Source organism: Burkholderia sp. AU30198 (assembly GCF_020419825.1).
GTDB lineage: Bacteria > Pseudomonadota > Gammaproteobacteria > Burkholderiales > Burkholderiaceae > Burkholderia.
This window is the reverse complement of the sequence record NZ_JAIZSA010000023.1, coordinates 91,305-115,910: the sequence shown is the minus strand read 5'-3', so window position 1 is coordinate 115,910 and position 24,606 is coordinate 91,305. Positions and strand designations below refer to the sequence as shown.

Here is a 24,606-nt window from a genome sequence, read left to right as displayed (position 1 = left end):
GTTACCGACGTGACGGAGTTCAATGTACAGGGCGACAAACTTTATCTCTCCCCCGTCATGGATCTCTACAACGGGGAGATCATCGCTTACGAGACGCAAAAACGTCCGCACTTCAGACTCGTGGGGAACATGCTCAAGAAGGCCTTGGTCAAGCTGGCTCCACTGGATGCACCGCTTCTCCATTCCGATCAGGGCTGGCAGTACCAGATGCCCGCGTATCGACGGCAACTCGCCGCTCGCGGCTTAACCCAAAGCATGTCCCGCAAAGGCAACTGCCTGGACAATGCCGCGATGGAGAGTTTCTTCGGGACACTGAAGTCGGAGTTCTTCTATCTGAACACGTTCTCTACCATTGAGCAGCTTCGAGACGGCTTGCGCCGATACATCCACTACTACAATCACCAACGCATCAAGACCAAACTAAAAGGGCTGAGTCCCGTGCAATACAGGACTCAGCCCTCATCAGCTTAACCGTCGGTTCCGACCATCCAACTTCCTGGGGTCAGTTCACTCGGGGCGCCTTTCTTTTCGATGCCAGCCGGGCCCGCATGGCTGCGGGCGGCGTCGGCTTATGCGTATGCCGGGCGCGTCTGGCCGGCCACGTCCTTCAGGTAGCGATGCACCGACAGGTCGTCGGCCTGGATCGCGGGCATCTTGCCCGAGATCAGGTCTGCGAGCAGCTGGCCCGAGCCGCACGACATCGTCCAGCCGAGCGTGCCGTGGCCGGTGTTCAGGAACAGGTTCGACACCGGCGTGCGGCCGACGATCGGCGTGCCGTCCGGCGTCATCGGGCGCAGGCCCGTCCAGAACGTTGCCTTCGACGTGTCGCCGCCGCCCGGGAACAGGTCGTTCACGCACATTTCGAGCGTTTCGCGGCGCGCGGCGCGCAGCTTCTTGTCGAAGCCGACGATCTCTGCCATGCCGCCGACGCGAATGCGCTGGTCGAAACGCGTGATCGCGATCTTGTAGGTCTCGTCGAGCACGGTCGACACAGGCGCGGCCGCTTCGTTGACGATCGGCGCGGTGATCGAATAGCCCTTCAGCGGGTAGACGGGGATCTTCATCAGGTTCGAGATGAAGCTGGTCGAGTACGAGCCGAGCGCAACGACGTACGCGTCCGCGCGCACCGTCTCGCTGCCGCACTGCACGCCGGCGATCTTGCCGCCCGCGATCGCGAGCGCATCGATCGGCGTGTTGTAGCGGAACTTCACGCCGAGCGATTCCGCGAGCGCTGCGAGGCGCGTCGTGAACAGCTGGCAGTCGCCCGTTTCATCGCCCGGCAGGCGCAGGCCGCCCGTCAGCTTGTGCGAGACGGCGGCGAGTGCCGGTTCGGCTTGCTTCAGGTCGGCCGGCGACAGCAGTTCGAACGGCACGTTCGCTTCCTGCAGGACGGCGATGTCCTTCGCCGCGCCGTCGAGTTGCTGCTGCGTGCGGAACAGCTGCAGCGTGCCACCCGTGCGGCCTTCGTACTGGATGCCGGTATCGGCGCGCAGCGCCTGCAGGCAGTCGCGGCTGTATTCGGCGAGGCGGACCATGCGGCCCTTGTTGACCGCATAGCGCTCGGACGTGCAGTTGCGCAGCATCTGGTACATCCACTGGAGCTGGAAGCGCGTGCCGTCGAGGCGGATCGCGAGCGGCGCGTGCTTCTCGAACATCCACTTCACGGCCTTCAGCGGCACGCCGGGCGCGGCCCACGGCGCGGCATAGCCGGGGGAGATCTGGCCTGCGTTCGCGAAGCTCGTCTCGAGTGCCGGGCCGGCTTCCCGGTCGATCACCGTGACTTCATGACCGGCGCGCGCGAGGTAATACGCGCTTGCCACGCCCACCACACCGCTGCCCAGAATGACGACTCGCATAGCTGCTCCAGATGGAAGGGACCAGATCGAGGCCGGGCGCACCTGCGTCTCCGTGTAACCTCTAGCTGATCTAGTTTTTTGCGCTATGGTATTGTCGAATGTGTAGGTTTTGTTATCGTATTTTTCAGGTTTTCAGCATAAACAAATGAGAACGCAACGTCAGCCCGTACGCTCGCTCGACAAGCTCGACCGACGCATCCTGAAACTGCTCCAGGACGACGGCCGGATGGCGATGAAAGACCTCGCGGAACAGGTCGGACTGACCGTCACGCCGTGCATCGAGCGTGTGCGGCGCATGGAGCGGGATGGCGTGATCACCGGCTATCACGCGCATGTCGATCCCCACCAACTCGATGCCGCGCTGCTGGTGTTCGTCGAGATCACGCTCGGTCACAAGGGCGGCAACATGTTCGAGCAATTCCGCCGGGAAGTGATGAAGATCGACGAGGTGCTGGAATGCCATCTCGTGTCCGGCGATTTCGACTACCTGATCAAGGCGCGGATCGGCGAGATGGCCGACTACCGGAAGTTGCTCGGCGACATCCTGCTGCAGTTGCCCGGCGCCGTGCAGTCGAAGAGCTATGTCGTGATGGAAGAAATCAAGGAGACGCTGACGATCGCGGTGGGCGACTGACGCGCCTGCCGCAGGCCGTCGGGCTCTTTATCCCGCCCTTGGCATGCTGCACCCAATACTGTATAAATGTACAGTATTGGGTGCAGGCGAATGGGTGGGCACATGGACGATCGATCCGACAACGAATTTCCGGTAGCGCCGCCCGTGCCCCGCAAGGGGCGCGGTGCGGTCGACAACCTGCAGGGGCGATACGAGATCGCGCAGCGCGAAGCGGTCGACGACGGCTGGACGCACGAGTCGGACGATACCGATTTTCCCGCGCCGCTGCGCACGCAGGTATTCGAGGAGCGTGCGAAGAGCATCCTGACGTACAACCAGTCGCCCGACATTCCATTCAGCGTATCGCTCAATCCGTATCGCGGCTGCGAGCACGGCTGCATCTATTGCTTCGCGCGGCCGACGCACAGTTATCTCGGCCTCTCGCCGGGGCTCGATTTCGAAAGCCGCATCTATGCGAAGGTCAATGCGGCCGAACTGCTCGAGCGCGAGATCTCGCGCAAGCGCTACGTGCCGGAGCCGATCGCGCTCGGCGTCAACACCGACGCCTACCAGCCGGTCGAGCGCGACCTGCGCATCACGCGCAGCGTGATCCAGGTGATGCACGATCGCGGGCTGCCGTTCGCCGCGATCACGAAGTCGTCGCTGATCGAGCGCGATCTCGACCTGCTCGCGCCGATGGCCGAACGCGGGCAGGTGATGGCGGCGGTCACGATCACGACGCTCGATGCCGATCTCGCGCGCACGCTCGAGCCGCGCGCGGCGACGCCGGCGCGACGGTTGCGCACGATTCGTGCGCTGAGCGAGGCGGGCGTGCCGGTCGGCGTGAGCATTGCACCGATGATTCCGTTCGTCACCGAGCCCGATATGGAGCGCGTGCTCGAGGCGTGCGCGGAAGCCGGTGCAACGTATGCGAGCTACATCATCCTGAGGCTGCCGTGGGAAGTCGCGCCGCTGTTCAAGAACTGGCTTGCCGCGCATTTTCCCGATCGGGCGGAGCGCGTGATGAACCGCGTGCGCGACATGCGCGGCGGGAAAGACTACGACTCGGATTTCTCGAAACGGATGAAGGGCGAGGGGATCTGGGCCGACCTGCTGCGGCAGCGCTTCCGTCAGGCAGTCAAGCGGCTCGGGCTGAACGAGCGCACGAACGGCATTCTCGATCTGTCGCAGTTTCGCGGTGCGCCGGCCGCAGCGGCGCCGGTGCCGCGCGTTGCGGCTCGTTCGGCCGGCACGCGGTCGACGCAGTCGCGCGACGACATGCAATTGAACCTGTTCTGACCGGCGCGCCTCACTGGCGCAGGGTGCCGGTGGGGCGCGTTCGTTGCGCTTACTGCGAAATCTGCTTGGCCGCTTCGACCTGCGACTCGAAATACGTCTGGAACGACAGCGCGAGTGCGGTCATCAGCAGGAACGCGCCGATCAGCAGCGAGAAGATCACCACGAAGATCACGGTCCAGCCCGACTTGCTGTGCTTGCCCGTCTCCGCGTTGAATTGCGCGTCCCATTTTTCGTCGGGGCGTAGCCCGTAGACGAGCGCGGCGAGGAACGCTGCCAGCAGCGAGATCGCGCCGGGTACCGCGAGCCACCAGCCGAGGCTGGCGCTGCGCTGGGTCGCGGCGAGCAAGAGGAAGCCCGGAATGCCGACGATCGTCGCGAGCAGGTGTGCCCAGCCGTACACGTCGCGAAAGCCATATAGATAGAAGCGGTGCGCGCCGAGCGAGCCGAACAGGAACGCAAGGGCGGCGGTGAGCGTCTTGGAGCGAAAGCGGCGGGACGGTGCGGTGCTGCTGGACATGGATGGCGGCGTATTGTCGTTGGCATGGGCGGCCGGCGGGCCGGCGCGGGCGCGCGGCCCGGCACGCATTCTACGACGCCCGGTCGGGCCCGGTCACCCCTGTCCTGCGTCAAGGTGCCGCATAGGTCACGCGGTAGATCGCGCCCGCATAGTCGTCGCTGACGAGCAGCGAGCCGTCAGGCAGTGGCAGCACGTCGGCCGGGCGCCCCCATACCGTGCCGTCGGACCGCAGCCAGCCCGTGATGAATGGAGTCTGGCGCGCCTGGCTACCGTCCGCCGAGACGACGACGCGCATCACGCGGTAGCCAACCTTCGTGCTGCGGTTCCACGAGCCGTGTTCGGCGATGAACACGTTATTGCGATACGACGCCGGAAACATCGGCCCTGTATAGAAGCGCATGCCGAGTGCCGCGACATGCGCACCGAGTTTCAATACGGGCGGCACATAACGGCGGCATACGTCGGCGCTGCCGAATTCGGGGTCGGGCGTGTCGCCGCCATGGCAGTACGGGAAGCCGAAATCGAGGCCGGCGCGCGGCGCGCGGTTCAGCTTGTCGTCGGGTACGTCGTCGCCCATCATGTCGCGCCCGTTGTCGGTAAACCACAGCTCGCCAGAATCGGGGTGCCACGCGAAGCCGACCGTATTGCGTACGCCGCGGGCGACAACCTCGCTCCCGCTGCCGTCCGTCTTCATGCGTGCGATGATCGCGTAGCGGCTGCGATCGGCGAGACAGACGTTGCACGGTGCGCCGGTCGGCACGTACAGCTTGCCGTCGGGGCCGAACGCGATGAATTTCCAGCCGTGATGGTGCTCGGTCGGCAGCGCGTCGGTGACGACGGCTGGTACGGGCGGTGCGGCGAGCCGGTCGTCGATATGATCGAGACGCAGGATGCGCGATACGGCGGATATATAGAGTGCGCCGCCACGGTAGGCGACGCCGACGGGCATGTCGAGCCCGGACGCGATCACGTAGCGGGCGCTGATCCGGCCCTCGTGCATCACGAACGCATGTACGCGGCCTTCCCGCGTGCCGACATACAGGATGCCGCGCGGCGACCATGCCATTTCGCGGGCGGTCGGTACTGCGTCGGTCAGTACTTCTACGTGGAAACCGGGTGGCACGACGAGTTGATCCACCGGCAACGGCGCGGCAAACGCCAGTGCGGACGCGAGGCAGGCAAGGCCGGCAAGCAGCGCCACGAAACGGTGCTGCGCGCGGCGCGTCGAGGCGGCGCGAAGGGGCGGCATGACGGTGTGGAACGTCCCGGACACGACGATTGTATGCCTGGCGGACAGGCGGCCCACGGATTTTTTACGCGTAAGTGTTTGTTGTACCTCTGGTTTCCGGCTATAATCGCGTGTTTCAGTAGTTTCGAACCCGGTTTTCCGAAGGACATCATATGGTTATCATCCGTCTGGCTCGTGGCGGCTCGAAGAAGCGCCCGTTCTACAACATCGTTGCTACCGATTCGCGTAACCGTCGTGACGGCCGCTTCATCGAGCGCGTCGGCTTCTACAACCCGGTCGCTACGAAGGGCGAATCGCTGCGTATCGCTCAGGATCGCCTGACGTACTGGCAAGGTGTTGGCGCGCAACTGTCGCCGACCGTCCAGCGTCTCGTGAAGGAAGCGCAAAAGGCGCAACCGGCTGCCTAACATGGCACGGTGTGCCGGTCGTGCCGGCTGTGAGGTGCATTGATGGCGGGTCACGATTCCGGTAATGCAAGGCGCGGGCGTGCGTCGTTTGGCGCATTCGTCCGCAAACCGGTCGAGCGCGACGCTGTCGCGAGCACCGGTCAGGCTGCCGAGCAGGGCAGTGATGAAGTGGCGCAAGCCTGGCCCGACGATGCCGTCGAGGTCGGGGCGGTGGTCGACGCCTATGGCCTGAAGGGTTGGGTCAAGGTGGCGACGCATGCCGACGCCGGTCGCGGCGGCGATGCGCTGCTCAACGCGCGCCGCTGGTGGCTGGAACGCGGTGCGGAGCGGCTTTCCGTCCGCATCATGCAGTCGAAGACGCACAGCGACACCGTCGTTGCGCAACCCGCGGGCGTCAGCGACCGCGATGCCGCGCTGGCTATGCGCGGCTTTCGCGTGTTCGTGCGTCGGGAAGATTTCCCGGCATTGGCCGCGGACGAATTCTATTGGGTCGACCTGATCGGTCTCGACGTCGTCAACGAGCAATCGGTGGCACTCGGGAAGGTGAGCGGGATGATCGACAATGGCGTGCATTCGATCATGCGTGTCGAGTATCCGGCGACCGGCAAAGACGGTCAGCCGACCACCGACGAGCGGTTGATACCGTTCGTCGGCGTATACGTCAAAACGGTGGATCAGGCGGCGCGTCGCATCGTCGTCGACTGGGAAGCCGATTACTGAAATGAACCAGGTTACCGAGAGCGCGGTGCAGTTCGACGTCGTCACGCTCTTCCCCGAGATGTTCCGTGCACTGACCGACTGGGGGATCACCAGCCGGGCCGTCAAGCAAGGGCGCTTCGGGCTGCGCACCTGGAACCCGCGTGATTTCACGACGGACAACTACCGCACGGTCGACGATCGTCCGTACGGCGGCGGTCCGGGCATGGTGATGCTGGCCAGGCCGCTCGAAGCCGCGATCGATGCCGCGAAAGCGGCACAGGCGGAACAGGGCATCGCCAGCACGCGTGTCGTGATGATGTCGCCGCAAGGTGCACCGCTCACGCACGATCGTGCAGTTCGGATGGCGCAGGAACCGGGTGTCGTCGTGCTGTGCGGCCGCTATGAAGCGATCGACCAGCGCCTGCTCGATCGTTGCGTCGACGAGGAAATCAGCCTCGGCGATTTCGTACTGTCCGGCGGCGAACTGCCGGCGATGGCGATGATGGATGCCGTCGTGCGGTTGTTGCCCGGCGTGCTGAACGATTCGCTGTCGGCCGTGCAGGACAGCTTCGCCGATGGCCTGCTCGATTGTCCGCACTACACGCGCCCCGAGGAATACGACGGCGTGCGCGTGCCGGACGTGCTGCTCGGCGGGCATCATGCCGAGATCGAGCGGTGGCGGCGGCAGGAAGCATTGCGGAATACGTTGCGGAAGCGGCCGGACCTGATCGTTCGGGCGCGCCGCGAGAAGTTGTTGAGCCGTGCCGACGAGGCATGGCTTGCGAACCTCGCACGCGAAGCGAAGAACGCCTCCTGAGGCGGCGTCGCGGGCGGGAATTGGCGGTGCCGTGCATGCGTGCGCGGTGCCTGATGTGAATCCATCCTCTATCGGGGCCAGGCCTGGAAGCAGGCGGGTGCCAACGCCGACACGATGGCATAAGGAGTCAGTAATGAATCTGATCGAAAAACTTGAGCAGGAAGAAATCGAGCGCGCGCTCGCCGGCAAGACGATCCCCGACTTCGCCCCGGGCGATACGGTGATCGTGAACGTGAACGTGGTTGAAGGTACCCGCAAGCGCGTTCAGGCTTACGAAGGCGTCGTGATCGCGATTCGCAGCCGTGGTCTGAACTCGAACTTCATCGTCCGCAAGATCTCGTCGGGCGAAGGCGTCGAGCGTACGTTCCAGACGTACTCGCCGCTGCTGGCAAGCATCGTCGTGAAGCGCCGCGGCGACGTGCGTCGTGCGAAGCTGTACTACCTGCGCGAGCGTTCGGGCAAGTCGGCTCGTATCAAGGAAAAGCTGGTGTCGAAGGATCGCGCCGCAGCAGCTTCCCAAGAGTAAGAGCTGTAAGGAAAAAGCACCCACCCGGGTGCTTTTTTCATTCTGGCGCGACAATATGCTCGATACGACACGAACCCGAGAGCCCCATTGAATCGCCGCCCCATCATCGATCCCGAAGTCCTGCCGGTCGAAGGCACCGGTGCCGGCCTGCCGGCCATTGATTCCCGTCTGATGACACCGTCCGGCCTGCGCGACCGTTTCGCGCGCACGCTCGCATGGAGCGTCGAGCCCGGCGAGGCGAGGCTGCAGGAGGGCGTCGATCCACGCAGCGCGGCCGTCCTCGTGCCGCTCGTCGCCCGCGAGTCCGGCCTCACCATGCTGCTGACCCAGCGCGCCGACCACCTGAACGACCACGCCGGACAGATCAGCTTCCCCGGTGGCCGTCGCGAACCGTTCGATCGCGATGCCACGGCAACCGCGTTGCGCGAGGCGAAGGAAGAGATCGGGCTGGCCGCCGAGCGTGTCGAGATCCTCGGCGCGCTGCCCGACTACCTGACCGGCACGGGTTTCTGCGTGGCGCCGGTGGTCGGCCTCGTGCATCCACCGTTCACCGTGCAGGCCGACACGTTCGAAGTGGCCGAGATTTTCGAGGTGCCGCTCGCGTTCCTGATGAATCCCGCGAACCATCAGGTCCGTGTGTTCCGCTGGGAAGGCGGCGAGCGTCGTTTTTTTGCGATGCCCTACCCAAATGGCGAACCCGGCGGGCATTACTTCATCTGGGGCGCAACTGCTGGCATGTTGCGCAATCTGTACCGCTTCTTGGCCGCCGGTTGATGCCGCGCGCCGGCTGGCGCGCGCGGCCGGCCGCCGGGCGACCGCACCGGCAATCATGCCGGGCTGACGCTGTGCTATCGTTATGCAAAAAATGACATAACTCCGAAGACGGCACACGCATGACTTTCTTCTCGGTTCTCCTCGCTCTCATCATCGAACAGGTCCGCGCGTTGTCGCCGAACAATCCGGTGTTCGCGCTGTTCCAGTTTCACGCGGAAACCGTCGCGCATGGTCTCGACGCAGGCAAGCAGAAGCATGGCATCCTCGCATGGCTCGCGGTCGTGCTGCCATGGGTGCTGATCGTCGCACTGATCTATTTCCTGCTGTACAAGGTGAGCTTCGTGCTCGCATTCATCTGGAACGTCGTCGTCGTGTACTTCACGCTCGGCTTCCGCCAGTTCAGCCACTACTTCACCGATATCCACCTCGCGCTCAACAACGACGACGTGCCGCGTGCGCGCGAAATCCTGCACGAGTGGACCGGCATCGACACGGTCGACATGCCGGTCGGCGAAATCGTCCGCCATACGCTGATTCATGCGGTCGTCGCATCCCATCGCCACGTGTTCGGCGTGTTCTTCTGGTATGTGCTGCCGATCGGCCCGGCCGGTGCCGTGCTGTACCGGATTTCCGAATACCTCGCGCGCAGCTGGTCGACGCCGGGTGACGACCGCACGGCGGCCTTCTCGACGTTCGCGCAGCGCGCGTTCTTCGTGATCGACTGGATTCCCGCGCGATTGACCGCGCTCGGCTTCGCGATCGTCGGCAATTTCGAGGACGCGATCTATGCGTGGCGCAATCACACGCGCCAGTGGCCCGATCCGAACGATGGCGTCCTGCTGGCAGCAGGCAGTGGTGCGCTCGGTGCCCGTCTTGCGGGGCCGCTCGCGGAACCGTCGAGCCTCGATGCGCTGGCGGTCGGTGACAGCGGCCCGTTGACGGTCGGCGACGATTGCACGCCGCGTACACTGCAATCCGCGGTTGGCCTTGTGTGGCGCGCGGTGATCCTGTGGATGATTCTGCTCTTGATGCTGACGCTCGCCGTCTGGGTGTCGTGACGGGGCAGGGCGGTATCCGATGAAAGGCAAAAGGCCGGCTTGAAGCCGGCCTTTTTGCCGTGGGTCAGTCGTCGAGCGGATCGCGTACGGCGCCGCATTGCCAGCATGCGGTGAACTGGGCTTCGAGCGCCTCGCCGCACTGCCGGCAGCGCCACGGCGCGGCGCCGGCCGACGGGCCGTGCGACGCAGCATCGAGGAGCCGGCGCGCGAGCGCGTCGTCGCGTTCGTCGTCGAGCCACAGCTCGGGCGTGCACGCGTCGGCGGGCAGGCCGCCGAGCGCGCCGGTCGCGTAGCAGTTATGCAGCTCGCAACCGATGCCGGCCACCTGAAGCACGTTGGCCCAATGCTGCGCCGTCGCGAGATCGGGTGCCTTGAAACGCATCGCGGCTCCTGTCGGTGAAAGCCGGCGCGCATCGCACCGGCTGGCCGCCGCGCGCGTGCTGCGCGATCAGCGGACGATTTGGCTCGCCTCGTGCACGAGCTGCGCATATAGCGCATGCCGCGACGGTGCGATGCGGCCATCGGCGACGGCTTCGAGAATCGCGCAGCCGGGTTCGTGCAGGTGATGACAATTATAGAAACGGCAGTCGGCGAGCAGCGGCCGGAACTCCGGAAAGGCGCGCTCGAGACGGCCTTCCGTCAGATGGTAGAGACCGAATTCCTGGAAGCCCGGCGAATCGATCAGCGCGCCGCCGCCCTCCAATGGGTAGAGGCGCGTGAACGTCGTCGTGTGACGGCCGCTGTTGAGCGCGGCCGAAATCTCGCGCGTGGCGGCTTCGGCGTCGGGAACGAGCAGGTTTACGAGCGTCGACTTGCCCATCCCGGACTGGCCGAGCAGGATTGTCGAATGCCCGGCGAGGTGCGGCATCAGCTGCGCGCGCGCGTCGTCGGGCGAGCCCTTCACCGACAGCTCGAGCACGTCGTAGCCGAGTGCGCGGTAGGGCGCGAGGCGCTCGCGCGCGACCGGCAGCGCGGCTTCGACGTCGATCTTGTTCAGTACGACGAGCGGCTTCAGCGCGTTCGCCTCGGCGGCGATCAGCGCGCGGCCGAGCAGGTCCTCGCTGAAATAGGGCTCGGTCGCGAGCACGATCAGCAACTGGTCGAGGTTGGCCGCGAACAGCTTCGACTTGAACTGGTCGGAACGGTACAGCAGGTTGCGCCGTTCGCCGATCTCGACGATCACGCCCTGGTCGGCCGATGCGAGTTCGTACACGACACGGTCGCCGACCGCGATATCGCTCTTCTTGCCGCGCGGGAAGCACTGCAGCATCGGGCCGCCGTCGTCGGGTGCGACGATGTAGTGGCGCCCGTGCGCCGCGATCACGCGGCCTTCGACTCGCTGCGCGCTCGATGCGCGCGGGGCCGGCTTGCGGGAGGTCGGCCGGCTCATGCGTGCTGCATCAGGCGGTCGATCCGCTGCGAGGCGGGCGGATGCGAGTAGTAGAAGGCCGTGTAGACGGGGTCGGGCGTCAACGTCGACGCGTTGTCCTCGTAAAGCTTCACGAGTGCGCTGACGAGATCCTGCGCGTCGGTCTGGCTGGCCGCGAAAGCATCGGCCTCGAATTCGTGCTTGCGCGACGTGAGGCTGCCGAACGGCGTCGCGAAGAACAGGAACACGGGAATCGCGAGGAAGAACAGCACGAGCGCGGCGCCCGCGTTGCTCGTGTCGAGCGACGGCGTGACGCCGAGCCCCGTGTAGAACCACGTGCGTTGCGCAAGCCAGCCGAGCAGCGCGAGCAGCACGAGGCTCAGCACGAACGAGACGAGCATCCGCTTCATCACGTGGCGACGCTTGAAATGGCCGAGCTCGTGCGCGAGCACGGCCTCGATTTCCTGGCCGGACAGTCGCGAGAGCAGCGTGTCGAAGAACACGATCCGCTTCGACGCGCCGAAGCCGGTGAAGTACGCGTTGCCGTGCGCGGAGCGGCGGCTGCCGTCCATCACGAACAGCCCCTTCGCCGCAAAACCGCAGCGTTTCATCAGCGACTCGATGCGCGCGCGCAGCGCGTCGTCCTTCAGCGGCTCGAACTTGTTGAAGATCGGTGCGATGAAGGTCGGGTAGATCAGCAGCACGAGCATCTGGAACGCGACCCAGACGATCCAGGTCCACAGCCACCACAGGCTGCCGGCCTGGTTCATCAGCCACAGCACGACGAACAGCAGCGGCAGGCCGAGCGCGGCGCCGAGCAGCGAGTTTTTCAGCATGTCGGTGAAGAACAGCCGTTTCGTCATCCGGTTGAAGCCGAAACGCTGTTCGATCCCGAACTGGCGGTAGTACTCGAACGGGACGTCGATGACGCTCGTGATCACGAGCACCGCCGCGACGAGCGCGACCTGCTGCCCGTAGCCGCGGCCGAGCCAGCCGGTGAGCAGCGTGTCGAGCGCGCCGACGCCGCCGAGCAGCGTGAGGCCGACCAGCACGGCCGCACTGACGACGATCTCGAGCATCGTCAGCCGGGTGCGCTCGACCGTATAGTCGGCCGCGCGCTGGTGGGCGGTCAGCGGGATGGTGGCGCTGAATTGTACGGGGACGCCGTTGCGGTGCGCGGCGACGAAGCGGATCTGCCGCGACGCGAGCCACAGCTTGGTGACGACCATCGCGAGCACGGCGAGCGCGAACAGCAGGGTGAACGAAAAGGGTGACATCGAAGGGGCCAAAGGGTTCTATGCGAGAATTATATGTTCTTGCGGACCGGGCCCGCTGTTGCGATGCCGGCCGCTCGGGCGGCGCCGCGCGCCGTCCGCCATTTTCCAGGATGACTCATGACCGATACCGCCGCTTCCACCAGCCAGCCCGCGCTCGTGCGCAACGAGTTGAATCTCGTCTGGCTCGATATGGAGATGACGGGCCTCGACCCGGATAACGACCGCATCATCGAGATCGCGGTCGTTGTGACCAATTCCACGCTCGACATCGCCGTCGAAGGCCCCGTCTTCGCGATCCACCAGAGCGACGAAACGCTCGCGAAGATGGACGACTGGAACAAGTCGACGCATGGCCGCTCGGGCCTGATCGACCGCGTGCGCGCGTCGACCGTGACCGAGGCGGAAGCCGCCGCGCAGTTGCAGGCATTCCTCGCGCAGTACGTGTCGCCCGGCAAGTCGCCGATGTGCGGCAACTCGATTTGCCAGGACCGCCGCTTCATGGCGCGCTGGATGCCCGAATTCGAGCGGTTCTTCCACTACCGCAACCTCGACGTCAGCACGCTCAAGGAGCTGTGCCGCCGCTGGCAGCCTGCGATCTACAAGGGCTTCCAGAAGCGTGCGATGCACACGGCGCTCGCGGACATCCACGAGTCGATCGACGAACTGAAGTACTACCGCGAGCATTTCCTGATTCCGGCCGCGTCGGCTTCGGCAGGGGAGTCCGCGCCGGCCGCCTGAGCGGGCCGGCACGCGCTTAGCGCTGAGTACAGGCTCAGCGTCGAGCGCTTTTCGGCCGGAACGCCGCGACCACTGCGGCGTCGGTCTCGATGTACGGGCCGCCGATCAGGTCGATGCAGTAGGGCACCGCGGCGAAGATGCCGGGCACGGTCGACTTGCCGTCGGCATCGCGCAGCCCTTCGAGCGTTTCCCGGATCGACTTCGGCTGGCCGGGCAGGTTGATGATCAGCGCCGCATGGTCGGCCGTCTCGCGGATCACCGCGACCTGCCGCGACAGGATCGCGGTCGGCACGAAGTTCAGGCTGATCTGCCGCATCTGTTCGCCGAAACCCGGCATTTCCTTCGTCGCCACGGCCAGCGTGGCCTCGGGCGTCACGTCGCGGCGCGCGGGGCCCGTGCCGCCCGTCGTCAGGACGAGGTCGCACCCGGCGACATCGACGAGCTCGGCGAGCGTGGCGGAGATCGTGGGCGCATCGTCCTGGATCAGGCGCGTTTCGGCGCGCCACGGCGACACCAGCGCACTGGCGAGCCACTCCTGCAGCGCGGGAATGCCCTTGTCCTCGTACACACCCGTGCTCGCGCGGTCGCTGATCGACACGAGGCCGACGACGAGCTCGTCCGGGTGGTTACGCTTCGTCGTCGTCATGGTCGTCACCGGCGTCGTCCGCCGCTTCGTCGTCCGCATTGGACGTGCCGCCAGCGGTCTTGATCCACTGGAACAGTTCGCGGAAATAGCGCGGCGGCTTGCCTTGCTGCGCTTCCTTGCGTGCGTTACGGATCAGCGTGCGGCCTTCCTGGATATCGGCTTCCGGGTGCTGGCGCAGGAATTCGGTCAGTGCGTCGTCGTTCGCGAGCAACTGTTCGCGCGTGCGTTCGATCCAGTGCAGGCGGGCCGTCGCGGCCTTGTTCACGCCGCGCTGCGCGTCGAGCGCGGTGCGCAGTGCGGCCGTCTCGTCGTCGGTCAGCGAGCGCATCACGCGGCCGACGTACTGGAGCTGGCGGCGCTTGCCTTCGTGATCGGTGATCCGGCGCGCCTCGCGAACGGCGTCCGCGAGACTTTCGGGCATCGGCATGCGTTTCAGCGCGTCTTTCGGCAGATCGACGAGTGCCTGGCCGAGCACCTGCAGCTCGTGCATCTCGCGCTTCAGCTGGGATTTGCTCGGGCGATCGTAGCCATTGTCGTCTTCTTCGACGGCATGCTCGATCGGCTGGATTCGGGTTTTGCGTGTCATGGACGGCATTGTATCGCGCCGCGGACACCCCAAGCTTGTCGGTGTCCGGCCCCGGACCTTGCTATGATCGCGGGATACGCAACATTTTGAACATGCGGGCGCCCGCCCGCCACCGGATATCAAGACGATGGCAGCCAATCTCGACGTACAAGCGCGCTATTTCCCGCACACGCAGGACCAGCTCAAAGAAATCGCCTCGGACATCCTTCGCCATGCGAAGGCGCTCGGCGCGACGGACGCCGCGACCGAAATCTCCGAGGGCGACGGCCTGTCGGTGTCGGTGCGCCGCGGCGAAGTCGAAACGATCGAGCACAACCGCGACAAGATGGTCGGCGTGACCGTGTTCATCGGCAAGAAGCGCGGCAATGCGAGCACGTCGGATTTTTCGCCAGCCGCGATCAAGGATACCGTCGCCGCCGCCTACAACATCGCGCGCTTCACGGCCGAAGACGAGGCGGCCGGTCTCGCCGAGGCCGAGCTGCTCGAAACCGACCCGCGCGACCTCGATCTGTACCACCCGTGGGCGCTGACGGCCGACGAGGCCGTCGAGCTTGCGCGCCGCGCGGAAGATGCCGCATTCGCGGTCAGCCCGCAGATCCGCAATTCGGAAGGCGCAAGCGTGTCGGCCCAGCATTCGCAGTTCGTGCTCGCGACGTCGCGCGGCTTCCTGTCCGGCTACCCGTACTCGCGCCACTACATCGCATGCGCGCCGATCGCGGGGAGCGGCCGTCACATGCAGCGCGACGACTGGTATACGTCGAAGCGCAGCGCGATCGATCTCGCGGCGCCCGAAGCGGTCGGCCGTTACGCGGCCGAGCGTGCGCTTGCGCGAATGGGCGCGCGCCGTCTCGACACCCGCAAGGTGCCCGTGCTGTTCGAAGCGCCGCTCGCGGCCGGCCTGCTCGGCGCGTTCGTGCAGGCGGTGAGCGGCGGCGCGCTGTACCGCAAGACGTCGTTCCTCGTCGACAGCCTCGGCAAGCCGGTGTTCGCACCGCACATCCAGGTCGTCGAGGATCCGCACGTGCCGCGCGCGATGGGCAGCGCACCGTTCGACGAGGAAGGCGTGCGCACGCGTGCGCGCAGCGTCGTCAAGGACGGTGTCGTCGAAGGCTACTTCCTGTCGACCTATTCGGCGCGCAAGCTGGGTACGCAGACCACCGGCAACGCAGGCGGCTCGCACAACCTCGCGCTGCGCAGCTCGAGCACGCAGGCGGGCGACGATTTCGATGCGATGCTGAAGAAGCTCGGCACCGGCCTGTTGCTGACCGAGCTGATGGGGCAGGGCGTGAACTATGTGACGGGCGACTATTCGCGCGGTGCGGCGGGCTTCTGGGTCGAGAACGGCGTGATCCAGTATCCGGTCGAGGAAATCACGGTCGCGAGCACGCTGCAGGAAATGTTCCGGCATATCGTCGCGATCGGCGCCGATTCGATCGTACGCGGCACGAAGGAAACGGGTTCGGTGCTGATCGAGCAGATGACGATCGCCGGGCAGTAAGCGGCGCGCGGCATCGGCCGTCATCAAACGAAAAAAGCCCGACCGGCGCAAGCCGGTCGGGCTTTTTTCATGGCGGGCGACGCGTCAGCCGCGCTTGCGCGCGTAGACGACGAACGCATAGCCGAACGTGTTCGGCGCGGCCGCCTGGTGCGCATCGCGCGACACTTCCTGCCAGTGCGCGGCGTCGGGCGCCGGGAACGATGCGTCACCGTCGAAGTCGGCATCGATCTCGGTGACGACCAGCTTGTCGGCGAGTGCGAGACCTTCCGTGTAGAGTTGCGCGCCACCGATCAGGAATGCCTCGGGCACTCCGTCGCGCGCAGCGAGCGCCAGCGCGTCGGCGAGCGACGTGACCGTGTCGCAGCCGTCGAAGCGGCGTGTCGCGTCGCGCGTGACGACGATATTGCGGCGGCCCGGCAGCGGCCGGCCGATCGACTCGTGGGTCTTGCGGCCCATCACGATCGGCGCGCCCATCGTCGTGCGCTTGAAGAAGGCGAGATCCTCGGGAAGTTTCCAGGGCAACTGGTTGTCGCGGCCGATGATGCCGTTGCGGGCACGCGCGACGATCAGGGTCAACGTCGTCATGAAGGTCGGGGAAAGGAAAACCGGAATGGCGCCGATTCTACCGGAACGGCAGCGCGTGCCGGTTCCGGGGCGCGCATCCGCCTTTCGGCGCTGCGCGCCGCGACGCCCGAGGCAATGCGTCGCGGCGATGGAATGAATAAAAAGAGTGCCCGCCGGGGGACGGAGCACAAAACCGTTTCGTGTTGCGAGATCGACGGACGATGCCGGCATCCGATCGATGCGGTCAGGTCCGCTCAAATCAATATGTCATCCTTATCAAATGGTTCGACCGATGCGTCACTGACGCGTCGTGCCTTGCGTGGTGCCTTCCATCGCGTGCTGCACGTCGCCCGGCTGCGGTGCCGGAAGCGGTACCGGGAGCGGTATCGGTAACTGGGGCGGCGGCGGGATCTCGTCCCACAGCGTCACCGACGTCCTGCCGGCCGGCAGCGGCTGCGGTGCCGACACGGTCACGATGCCGAACCCGGTGCCGTGCTGCATGCTCGGCGCGTTTGCCGCAAGCAGCATGGCGCGATCCGGATTCGTGCTTTCGTCTGCGTGTACGAGCGTGGGCGGGCCGGCGGCCGCGACCGCAATGGCCATCGGCACGAAAGAAAGTAAAAGATGGTTTCGCATGGTCGCTGTCTCCGACGGTTTTCCTATTCAGCGAATTGCATGCCATCGCGCCGGGACCGTTGTCGAGACTGCGATTCGTGCGCAAGCGTTGCGAATTGTGTCGGAAAACGGCTGAAAATGTTTCAGACCTGAAACGAGGGGGCTCGGGAATACTGCGGATTCAATCGATACGCTTCAAGGATGAAAATCGCCGCATGTGTTGATGACAGAACGTATCGCTGCGCCGGGGCTATGTGCAGACGATTGATATGCATCGACCTCCTGAGCGATTCGGCCGCATCGCCCACCGCGCTGAAATCGGATTGTCGTATTCAGTGCCTATAACCAAGTTGTCTTGATCAAAAAAATAACTGGACGCGAGACAAGCGCCATCATGCGAGGCATTGTCGTCGCCGCGCATCGGCATGGCGAATCGAGCCACCTTTGGCTGACCCGATTCGATCCTTTTCGCACGTGACCTGGCGTGCACGGCAATCGTTAGACGGTTGATGAACGGGGTGGGCATATGGGAGCCGATCAGCGGCACGTGATCTACTATTCGCGCGAACCGAACGACGCGTTGCGCGGCCATTTCGACGAATGCGGTTGGCGTGTCGATCTCGCGGAGACCGTGCGAGATGTACGGCGCGTCGTGCAGCATGGTGTCGCAACGGCCGGGCTGCTCGATTTTTCGCCGGGCTTCAAACCCTCGGACCTGCGCGAACTCGAATCCTGTCTGAGCATTCAGCACATCGGCTGGATCGCGGCGACGCGCCGCGGCCAGTTGCAGGACGCTACGCTGCGTCATCTCATTCGCGATTACTGTTTCGACTACGTGACGATGCCGTACGAGACCTCGCGGATCGTCGAGACCGTCGGTCATGCGCACGGCATGGTCGCGCTGACCGAACCCGTTGCGCCGCCCGTCGGCGCCGGGCGCAGCGAAGGCGAAATGGTCGGGACCTGCGATGCGATGCTCGGGCTCTTCAGGACGATTCGCCGCGTCGCGGCCACCGACGCGCCGGTGTTCATCTCAGGCGAATCGGGTACGGGCAAGGAACTGACGGCGGTCGCGATTCACGAGCGTTCGTCGCGCGCGCAGGCGCCGTTCATCGCGATCAACTGCGGTGCGATCCCGTCGACGCTGCTGCAGGCCGAGTTGTTCGGCTATGAGCGCGGCGCGTTCACCGGTGCGAACCAGCGCAAGATCGGCCGCGTCGAGGCCGCCAACGGCGGCACGCTGTTTCTCGACGAGATCGGCGACTTGCCGCTCGAAAGCCAGGCAAGCCTGCTGCGCTTCCTGCAGGAAGGCAAGATCGAGCGGTTGGGGGCTCACGTGTCAGTGCCCGTCGATGTGCGCGTGATCTGCGCGACGCACGTGGACATGGAAGCGGCGCTGCGCGAAGGGCGGTTCCGCGAGGACCTGTTCCATCGCCTGTGCGTGCTGAAGATCGAAGAGCCGCCATTGCGTGCGCGCGGCAAGGACATCGAGGTGCTCGCGCGCCACATGCTCGAGCGTTTCAAGGGCGACGCGCATCGTCGCCTGCGCGGCTTTTCCCCTGACGCGGTCGCGTCGCTGTACGGCTATTCATGGCCGGGCAACGTGCGCGAGCTGATCAATCGGGTACGCCGCGCGATCGTCATGTCGGAGGGCCGGATGATCACCGCAGTCGATCTCGAGCTGAACGACTTCGCGACGCTCGCGCCGGTGTCGCTGCTGGAGGCGCGTGAGGCGGCCGAACGGCAGGCGATCGAGCAGGCGCTGTTGCGCCATCGCGGCCGTTTCGCGGATGCCGCACGCGAGCTTGGCGTGTCGCGCGTCACGCTCTACCGGCTGATGTGTGCGCACGGCATGCGCGATCGCGGCGACACGCTGGCAGGGTTTTCGGCGCCGTTGTCGGGGCTTCCGCATCACGCTTGCTAAAATTGGCGGGTACGGCCGCCCTCGCGGCCGAAGGAACCCGCATGAAACAGTATCTCGATCTCGTTCGTACCATTCTCGATACCGGCACCTGGCAGGAGAACCGCACGGGGATCCGCACCATCAGCATGCCGGGCGCGATGCTGCGCTTCGACCTGCAGCAAGGCTTCCCGGCCGTGACGACCAAGAAGCTCGCGTTCAAGTCCGCGATCGGCGAGCTGGTCGGCTTCCTGCGCGCGTCGCGCAGCGCTGCCGATTTCCGCGCGCTCGGCTGCAAGGTGTGGGACGCGAACGCGAACGAGAACGCGCAGTGGCTCGCGAACCCGTATCGCCAGGGCGTCGACGATCTTGGCGACGTGTACGGCGTGCAATGGCGCCAGTGGCCGGGTTACAAGGTGCTCGACGCGGGCGCCGACGCGCAGATCGCCGATGCGACGCACCGCGGCTTCCGGATCGTCACGCGTTTCGACGAAGACGGCGCGCCGAAGGTGCTGCTGTACAAGGCGATCGACCAGTTGCGCCAGTGCCTGGACACGATCATGGAGAACCCGTCCGACCGGCGCATCCTGTTTCACGCGTGGAATCCGGCCGTGCTCGACGAGATCGCGCTGCCCGCGTGCCATCTGCTGTACCAGTTCCTGCCGAATGCAACGAAGCGCGAAATCTCGCTGTGCCTGTACATCCGCAGCAACGACGTCGGCCTCGGCACGCCGTTCAACCTGACGGAAGGGGCCGCGCTGCTGTCGCTGGTCGGCCGGCTGACGGGCTACACGCCGCGCTGGTTCACGTACTTCATCGGCGACGCGCACATCTACGAGAACCAGCTCGACATGCTGCAGCGCCAGCTCACGCGCGAGCCTTACGACAGCCCGCGGCTCGAGATCGCCGAGCGTGTGCCGGAATACGCGAAGACGGGCGTCTACGCGCCTGAGTGGCTGGAGCAGATCGAGCCGTCCGATTTCTCGCTCGTCGGCTATCGACACCATGAGCCGCTGACCGCGCCGATGGCGGTCTGATCGCGCGACCCGGGCCGTGCGGATGCATCGATCCGCGCCCGACAGAAAAAAGGCCCGCCCGGCTGATGCCGGTCGGGCCTTTTTGTTTCACGTTTGCGGCACTTACTGGCGATGCCGCTCTTCGTGTCCGCCTTGCGGCGGCGGGCTGCTCGGGTGCGGTGCCTCGACGTGCGGCGCGGGTTGCGGCCGCGGTTCCATGCGAGGTGCGGGCATCGACGGGCGCGGTTCCATGCGTGGCGCCGGTTGCGGTCGCGGCTCCATACGCGGCGCGGGTTGCGGCCGTGGATCCATACGCGGCGCCTGCGGTTGCGGGCGCGGCATGTCATGCACGGCGGGGGCCGGCGGACGGTACTCGTTCACACGTGGCGGGGCGACTTCGCGGTGCGGCGCCGGTTGCGCGAATTCGGGGCGCGGTTGCGGCGCAGGTGCCGCCCGTTCCGGTTGCGGTTGCCCATGCTGGGCCGGCGTCTGGAAATCGGGGCGCGGACGCGGCTGCGGAATCTGCGCCGTATTGTCGAGCCGCGGTTGCGGCAGCGCGCGCGGCGTTTCGTTGCGGCCGCCGGGCTGCGTGTCCTGTGGAGTCGGCATGCCCTCCGGATGCGGGACCGCAGCGCTGCGCACGGGCGGCAGCGCATTCTGTCCCGCCGCATGCAGCGCGGTGGGCGGAGCGGGGCGCTGACGTTCCATCGGTGTGTGCGGCTGCATCCACGCGGGTGACGGCGCCTCGGCTGCGTGCGCATTGCCGATGCCTGCCGGACTGTTGTTCGCTACCGGCGGATGCGGGATGCCGTTGCCCGGCCCGAAGGCCTGATGTGGCATCGGGTTGCCGGGTGCCTGCGGCATGCCGCCGTTGGCGAAGCGTGGTGCGTTGGGGGTTTCGCCGTTCGCCGGCCGCGCGGCATTCGGGATGCCGGGCATCGGTGCTCCCCCCGGCCGCCCGGCCTGCGCGGCGGCCGGCTGGCCTTCGCGAGACGCACGAGCCGGCTGCACGACGGGGCCGTGCGGATTCACGAGCTGCACGTTGTGCATCGCCCATGCGCCGCCGCCCGGCTGGCCCGGTACGCGGACCGGACGAGCCGTATAGTCGGCCGGCACGTTCGTCTTCACGACCGGCGCACCGGCACCTGGCACGCGCCCGCCTTGCTGCGCGAGGTGGGCCGCGGCCTGGTCGCGATACGCGGCCGGCACGGCGGGATTGCGCGTCGCGACGTACGGGTGTTGCGCGATCGCCGGCGGCGGACGGTAGCTCGCATTGCGCAGCCCGCCGGTGAAGCTCTGGCGCACCGGCGCAATGCCGGGTGTACCCGGCGTGACGTGCGCATTGCGCCATTGCTGCGGATCGACGTGCTGCGAGAAGTGCGCGACCGGCTGGCCGTGCACGAACGCGGACGCCGGTACGGCCGTGATCGCGTGCGGTGCGCGGAAGTTGACGTACGTCTTGTTGATGTTGGTGATATTGGTGATGTTTGTCACGTTCACGGTCTTGTTCACGTTCACGTTGACGTTGTTCACCACGATGTTGCGGTTCACGCGGTCGTAGTAGTGCGGGCTCCAGCCGCCCCAGCCCGGATGCCACGATTCGCCCGGGCCGAGCGCGAACCACGCGCAGCCGGCCGCGGCGACGCCGCCCACTGTGAGCGCGACGCTCCAGTCGGGGCCGCCGCCACCGCCCACGAACGCGACGAGTGCCGGCGCATAGACCGGCGGCTGGCTGACGACCAGCGGCCCCGGTACCCAGGCCCAGCTATCGTCCACGTATGCCCAGCGGCCGTAGTGATACGGCGCGAAACCCCACGGCGCGTCGTCGACCCAGGTCCAGCCCCACGGTGCCTGCCAGATCCAGTGGCCGTCGTGATACGGCGCCCAGTCGGCCGGCGTGTCGTTCGGTACCCATACCTGACCGTAGTTCGGGGTGTCGCGCCACGTACCGTTCGCGTCGAGATCCTGGTAGCCGGGAATGTCGCGCGACACATAGCGGGCCGACACCGAGCGCTCCTCGGCCGCGTCGCGGCTGGCGGCCCACTGGTCGAGCGGATCGGGGCCGGGGGCGGCGGATTGCTGCGCGACCTGCAGGTCGGTGCCCGTGAATACGACCTGCTGCCCCGGTGACAGCGGGTACTGGCCGTTGCTGCCGTAGACGGTCGCACTGCCGCTGCGCAACGTGACCGTCGTGCTCGCGCCGTTCGGTGCAACGTCGACGCGATAGTCGCCGGGGCCCGTGATGCCGAGCGCGAGGTTCGGCGTGTCGATTTCGTACGATCCACCGGCCGGCAGGTCGCGCACATGCGTCGATACGGTGCCGAGTCCCACTTTCAGCTGGGTCGTCGAGTCGTCGAGGTTCAGCACCGACAGGCTCGTCGACTCGCCGAGCCGCACCGCGGTCGAGCCGATGTGCAGTTCCGAGCGCGCACCGGCATCGTTCCAGAGCTGGTCGCCGGTCGTCAGCGGCCGGTTCACGGCGGCATACGACCATGTATCGGTGCCGGCCGGTTCGGTCGTCACAGCGCCCGACAGGTAATTGAGCCGCGCGACGCGGCTGGGCGGATCGCCGCCCGGTTGTCGTGCCGCAGCCGAATAGGGCGGGGCGTCGGCCGATTGCGCGAATGCGGGAGGCAGTGCCGCAAGCGCAACGAACGCGAGCAGCGTGCAGCGGGCGGTTCGCTTGAGCGTGAACAGGGTGGCCATGATGAGCGTCTTCGTCATTATCGCGGCGCGTCGATTCGTGCCGTTGAGTTCACAATATCCGCTCGGCCTGTTTCAATGCTCGGTGTTTTGTAAGTCGAATGGCACGCGATGTAACAAAACCTGTCGATCGCGCGCCGTTGTCGTGCAGACGCAATACAGGCGTCAAGCGGACGTAAGCCACCCGTCGAAAACCTGCTGTCCGGGCACGGTGACGCGCAGCACGCGCGGCCGTGCGGCGCGCTCGATCCAGCCGTGTGCGCAGAAGCTCTCGAGCAGCGCCGCACCGAGCGCGCCGCCGAGATGCGAGCGCCGCTCGCTCCAGTCGAGGCAGCCGCACGCGAAGCGGCGCCGGCGCGTGCGCTGCTGCGCGACGTCGATGCCCCATTGCGCAAGCGCCTGGGTGCCGAGTTCAGTGGCCTCGATCGCATCGCCGTCGGCAAGCAGCCAGCCGCGCGCGGTGAGCCCGTCGAAGATGCGCACCGCGAGTTCGCCGGCCATGTGGTCGTAGCAGGTGCGCGCATAGCGCAGTTCGGCCGGGACCGTGCGGGACGGCGCCGGAACCGGGCGATGCGGCGCGGCCGCGCGGGCGACGTTCGCGAGCGCCTCGAGCGAGGCCGCGATATCGGCCGATGCGATGCGGTAGTAGCGGTGCCGGCCGCGCACGTCGAGCGCAAGCAGGCCGCCTTCGGTCAAGCGCGCGAGGTGGGCGCTTGCGGCGGACGGCGACAGCCCTGCGATCATCGTCAGTTCGCCCGCCGGTCGTGCGCTGCCGTCCATCAGCACCCACAGCATCGCGGCGCGCCCGGGGTCGGCGATCAGTGAGCCGATGCGGCTCAGGCCCGGGAAGTGGTGGTCGTCTTGGTCGGTCATCGTCGTGTCTCGTCAGGCGGGATGATCTTCAGTGTAGTGGCCGCGCGCATTCGATGTTTCGCTGTTGGCTGAAATGTCGGATGCAGTGGCGCCCGCGTCGTCGATGCGGCGAACCGGGGTGCGGCTGCTTGCGGCGCGCGCGTAGAATGGCCGAAAGCGGCGGCAGCGGGCTGCCGCATGTGACACGATGCAACGATGAAGACGATTTTCTGTTTGCTGGCGGCCGCGCTCGTCTGTGCAGCCTGTGCGCAGGGCGGTGGCGCGACCGGCGAGCGCGGCGGCAGCATCGAGATGTACGGCACGATCGATCAGGGCATCACGGTGCGCCATTGACCGGTGCCGGCCGCGTGCGCACCGGGCTTGGCCCCGGCAGCCGCGCCACACGGTGCGCCCCGCGACGCGTTGCCGCAGCGCAACGTATAATGGCCCGATTACAGCGCCCCTGCCGCCTGGAGCCAACAAGATGTCCCAACCGTCCCCCGTACCGGCCGCCCTCGACCGCACCGAAACCGTATTCCGCTTCCTCGCCGAGCCGTCGTCCGTGAACTTCGGCGGCAAGGTGCATGGCGGCGCGCTGATGAAGTGGATCGACGAGGTCGCGTATGCATGCGCGGCCGTCTGGTCGAGCCGCTATTGCGTGACGGTCAGCGTCGGCAACATCCGTTTCCAGCGTCCGATCATGGTCGGCAATCTGGTCGAGCTGAAGGCGCGCGTCGTCGCGACGGGCCGCACCAGCATGCACATCCATGTGTCTGTGCATGCCGGCGATCCGAAGGGCGGCATGCTGCGCCAGACGACCGATTGCCTCGTCGTGTTCGTCGCGGTCGACGAGAACGGCAACCCGGTACCGGTGCCGCCGTTCGTGCCCGAGACCGACGAGCAGAAGGTGCTCGCGAAATATGCGGCCGACGTGCGGGCCGCGCTCGACAAGATCGTCGAGATGAAACCGGAAGAAGTCGCGAAGGGCGCAGTCTGACCACTGCGGGCGCCGCGCATCGCGCCGCGC

27 protein-coding genes are annotated in these 24,606 nt (G+C 66.2%); 15 read left to right on the top strand and 12 right to left on the bottom strand.

Going from position 1 to position 24,606, the window contains the following annotated elements:
- Positions 1-471: IS3 family transposase (locus LGN19_RS34865; RefSeq protein WP_226219740.1), on the top strand; the 471-nt coding region annotated here is incomplete at its 5' end.
- Positions 472-569: 98 nt separating this feature from the next.
- On the opposite strand, the gene LGN19_RS34860 is transcribed toward LGN19_RS34865, so the two are convergent.
- Positions 570-1,856: a D-amino acid dehydrogenase gene (locus LGN19_RS34860; RefSeq protein WP_226219739.1), complete on the bottom strand. Its 1,287-nt coding sequence runs from the start codon at positions 1,854-1,856 to the stop codon at positions 570-572.
- 145 nt (positions 1,857-2,001) lie between these two features.
- Here LGN19_RS34860 and LGN19_RS34855 point away from each other — a divergent pair, with 145 nt between their 5' ends.
- Entirely contained in the window at positions 2,002-2,490 is a 489-nt protein-coding gene (locus LGN19_RS34855) for an Lrp/AsnC ligand binding domain-containing protein (protein ID WP_226219738.1), read from the top strand.
- 90 nt (positions 2,491-2,580) lie between these two features.
- On the top strand, positions 2,581-3,768 hold the full coding sequence (locus LGN19_RS34850; protein ID WP_226219737.1) for a PA0069 family radical SAM protein: 1,188 nt from the start codon (positions 2,581-2,583) through the stop codon (positions 3,766-3,768).
- Positions 3,769-3,817: 49 nt separating this feature from the next.
- On the opposite strand, the gene LGN19_RS34845 is transcribed toward LGN19_RS34850, so the two are convergent.
- Positions 3,818-4,285 carry an NINE protein gene (locus tag LGN19_RS34845; RefSeq protein WP_043183093.1) on the bottom strand — a complete coding sequence of 156 codons (468 nt, stop codon included), beginning with the start codon at positions 4,283-4,285 and terminating at the stop codon, positions 3,818-3,820.
- A 109-nt stretch (positions 4,286-4,394) separates the two neighbouring features.
- Positions 4,395-5,534 (bottom strand): PQQ-dependent sugar dehydrogenase, encoded by a 1,140-nt coding sequence (locus LGN19_RS34840; protein WP_226219736.1) that lies wholly within the window; start codon positions 5,532-5,534, stop codon positions 4,395-4,397.
- Between the two features lie 152 nt (positions 5,535-5,686).
- Between LGN19_RS34840 and rpsP the strand changes: the two genes are divergently transcribed.
- From rpsP to LGN19_RS34810, 6 genes are all read left to right on the top strand, one after another.
- Positions 5,687-5,941: a 30S ribosomal protein S16 gene (gene rpsP / locus LGN19_RS34835; RefSeq protein WP_006476550.1), complete on the top strand. Its 255-nt coding sequence runs from the start codon at positions 5,687-5,689 to the stop codon at positions 5,939-5,941.
- A gap of 42 nt (positions 5,942-5,983) precedes the next feature.
- Positions 5,984-6,661, top strand: coding sequence for a ribosome maturation factor RimM (gene rimM, locus LGN19_RS34830; RefSeq protein ID WP_226219735.1), 678 nt, complete (start codon positions 5,984-5,986; stop codon positions 6,659-6,661).
- A 1-nt stretch (position 6,662) separates the two neighbouring features.
- Positions 6,663-7,457 carry a tRNA (guanosine(37)-N1)-methyltransferase TrmD gene (gene trmD, locus LGN19_RS34825; RefSeq protein ID WP_043181891.1) on the top strand — a complete coding sequence of 265 codons (795 nt, stop codon included), beginning with the start codon at positions 6,663-6,665 and terminating at the stop codon, positions 7,455-7,457.
- A gap of 133 nt (positions 7,458-7,590) precedes the next feature.
- Positions 7,591-7,983: a 50S ribosomal protein L19 gene (gene rplS / locus LGN19_RS34820; RefSeq protein ID WP_166957536.1), complete on the top strand. Its 393-nt coding sequence runs from the start codon at positions 7,591-7,593 to the stop codon at positions 7,981-7,983.
- An 87-nt stretch (positions 7,984-8,070) separates the two neighbouring features.
- Complete coding sequence (locus LGN19_RS34815) at positions 8,071-8,757, top strand: CoA pyrophosphatase (protein WP_175223571.1); 687 nt, start codon at positions 8,071-8,073, stop codon at positions 8,755-8,757.
- Positions 8,758-8,876: 119 nt separating this feature from the next.
- The gene (locus LGN19_RS34810; protein ID WP_043181898.1) at positions 8,877-9,815 is read left to right on the top strand and encodes a CobD/CbiB family protein; all 939 of its coding nucleotides are present in this window, start codon (positions 8,877-8,879) and stop codon (positions 9,813-9,815) included.
- Between the two features lie 64 nt (positions 9,816-9,879).
- Here LGN19_RS34810 and LGN19_RS34805 read toward each other — a convergent pair whose 3' ends face one another.
- The 3 genes from LGN19_RS34805 to LGN19_RS34795 form a co-directional block, all read right to left on the bottom strand.
- Positions 9,880-10,197, bottom strand: a complete 318-nt coding sequence (locus LGN19_RS34805) for a putative signal transducing protein (RefSeq protein ID WP_011351362.1) — start codon at positions 10,195-10,197, stop codon at positions 9,880-9,882.
- 66 nt (positions 10,198-10,263) lie between these two features.
- Positions 10,264-11,205, bottom strand: coding sequence for a ribosome small subunit-dependent GTPase A (rsgA, locus tag LGN19_RS34800; RefSeq protein ID WP_122944806.1), 942 nt, complete (start codon positions 11,203-11,205; stop codon positions 10,264-10,266).
- On the bottom strand, positions 11,202-12,461 hold the full coding sequence (locus LGN19_RS34795; protein ID WP_122944807.1) for a M48 family metallopeptidase: 1,260 nt from the start codon (positions 12,459-12,461) through the stop codon (positions 11,202-11,204). The genes rsgA and LGN19_RS34795 overlap by 4 nt, the downstream gene beginning before the upstream one ends.
- A 117-nt stretch (positions 12,462-12,578) precedes the next feature.
- Here LGN19_RS34795 and orn point away from each other — a divergent pair, with 117 nt between their 5' ends.
- Complete coding sequence (gene orn / locus LGN19_RS34790; RefSeq protein ID WP_031399981.1) at positions 12,579-13,199, top strand: oligoribonuclease; 621 nt, start codon at positions 12,579-12,581, stop codon at positions 13,197-13,199.
- A 34-nt stretch (positions 13,200-13,233) separates the two neighbouring features.
- Here orn and mog read toward each other — a convergent pair whose 3' ends face one another.
- Both mog and yjgA read right to left on the bottom strand, forming a co-directional pair.
- Positions 13,234-13,845, bottom strand: a complete 612-nt coding sequence (gene mog, locus LGN19_RS34785; protein ID WP_122946626.1) for a molybdopterin adenylyltransferase — start codon at positions 13,843-13,845, stop codon at positions 13,234-13,236.
- Positions 13,826-14,431 carry a ribosome biogenesis factor YjgA gene (gene yjgA, locus LGN19_RS34780; RefSeq protein WP_272931292.1) on the bottom strand — a complete coding sequence of 202 codons (606 nt, stop codon included), beginning with the start codon at positions 14,429-14,431 and terminating at the stop codon, positions 13,826-13,828. Before yjgA ends, mog begins: the two co-directional genes overlap by 20 nt.
- Before the next feature lie 127 nt (positions 14,432-14,558).
- On the opposite strand from yjgA, the gene pmbA reads away from it, so the two are divergent.
- On the top strand, positions 14,559-15,929 hold the full coding sequence (gene pmbA, locus LGN19_RS34775; RefSeq protein ID WP_226219734.1) for a metalloprotease PmbA: 1,371 nt from the start codon (positions 14,559-14,561) through the stop codon (positions 15,927-15,929).
- An 84-nt stretch (positions 15,930-16,013) separates the two neighbouring features.
- Here the strand turns inward: pmbA and LGN19_RS34770 are convergent, their stop codons facing one another.
- Both LGN19_RS34770 and LGN19_RS34765 read right to left on the bottom strand, forming a co-directional pair.
- The gene (locus tag LGN19_RS34770; RefSeq protein WP_043181911.1) at positions 16,014-16,514 is read right to left on the bottom strand and encodes a dihydrofolate reductase; all 501 of its coding nucleotides are present in this window, start codon (positions 16,512-16,514) and stop codon (positions 16,014-16,016) included.
- A gap of 276 nt (positions 16,515-16,790) precedes the next feature.
- Complete coding sequence (locus LGN19_RS34765) at positions 16,791-17,129, bottom strand: hypothetical protein (RefSeq protein WP_226219733.1); 339 nt, start codon at positions 17,127-17,129, stop codon at positions 16,791-16,793.
- 505 nt (positions 17,130-17,634) lie between these two features.
- Here LGN19_RS34765 and LGN19_RS34760 point away from each other — a divergent pair.
- On the top strand, positions 17,635-19,032 hold the full coding sequence (locus LGN19_RS34760; protein WP_226219732.1) for a sigma-54 dependent transcriptional regulator: 1,398 nt from the start codon (positions 17,635-17,637) through the stop codon (positions 19,030-19,032).
- Positions 19,033-19,073: 41 nt separating this feature from the next.
- Positions 19,074-20,045, top strand: a complete 972-nt coding sequence (locus LGN19_RS34755) for a thymidylate synthase (RefSeq protein WP_226219731.1) — start codon at positions 19,074-19,076, stop codon at positions 20,043-20,045.
- Between the two features lie 102 nt (positions 20,046-20,147).
- Here LGN19_RS34755 and LGN19_RS34750 read toward each other — a convergent pair whose 3' ends face one another.
- Positions 20,148-22,730, bottom strand: coding sequence for a DUF6600 domain-containing protein (locus tag LGN19_RS34750; protein WP_226219742.1), 2,583 nt, complete (start codon positions 22,728-22,730; stop codon positions 20,148-20,150).
- 162 nt (positions 22,731-22,892) lie between these two features.
- Positions 22,893-23,600: an ArsR/SmtB family transcription factor gene (locus LGN19_RS34745; protein ID WP_122944813.1), complete on the bottom strand. Its 708-nt coding sequence runs from the start codon at positions 23,598-23,600 to the stop codon at positions 22,893-22,895.
- A gap of 195 nt (positions 23,601-23,795) precedes the next feature.
- On the opposite strand from LGN19_RS34745, the gene LGN19_RS34740 reads away from it, so the two are divergent.
- Together LGN19_RS34740 and LGN19_RS34735 are read left to right on the top strand one after the other, a co-directional pair.
- Positions 23,796-23,933, top strand: coding sequence for a hypothetical protein (locus LGN19_RS34740; protein WP_164462553.1), 138 nt, complete (start codon positions 23,796-23,798; stop codon positions 23,931-23,933).
- A gap of 130 nt (positions 23,934-24,063) precedes the next feature.
- Positions 24,064-24,576, top strand: coding sequence for an acyl-CoA thioesterase (locus LGN19_RS34735; protein WP_039370920.1), 513 nt, complete (start codon positions 24,064-24,066; stop codon positions 24,574-24,576).
- Positions 24,577-24,606: the final 30 nt, after the last annotated feature.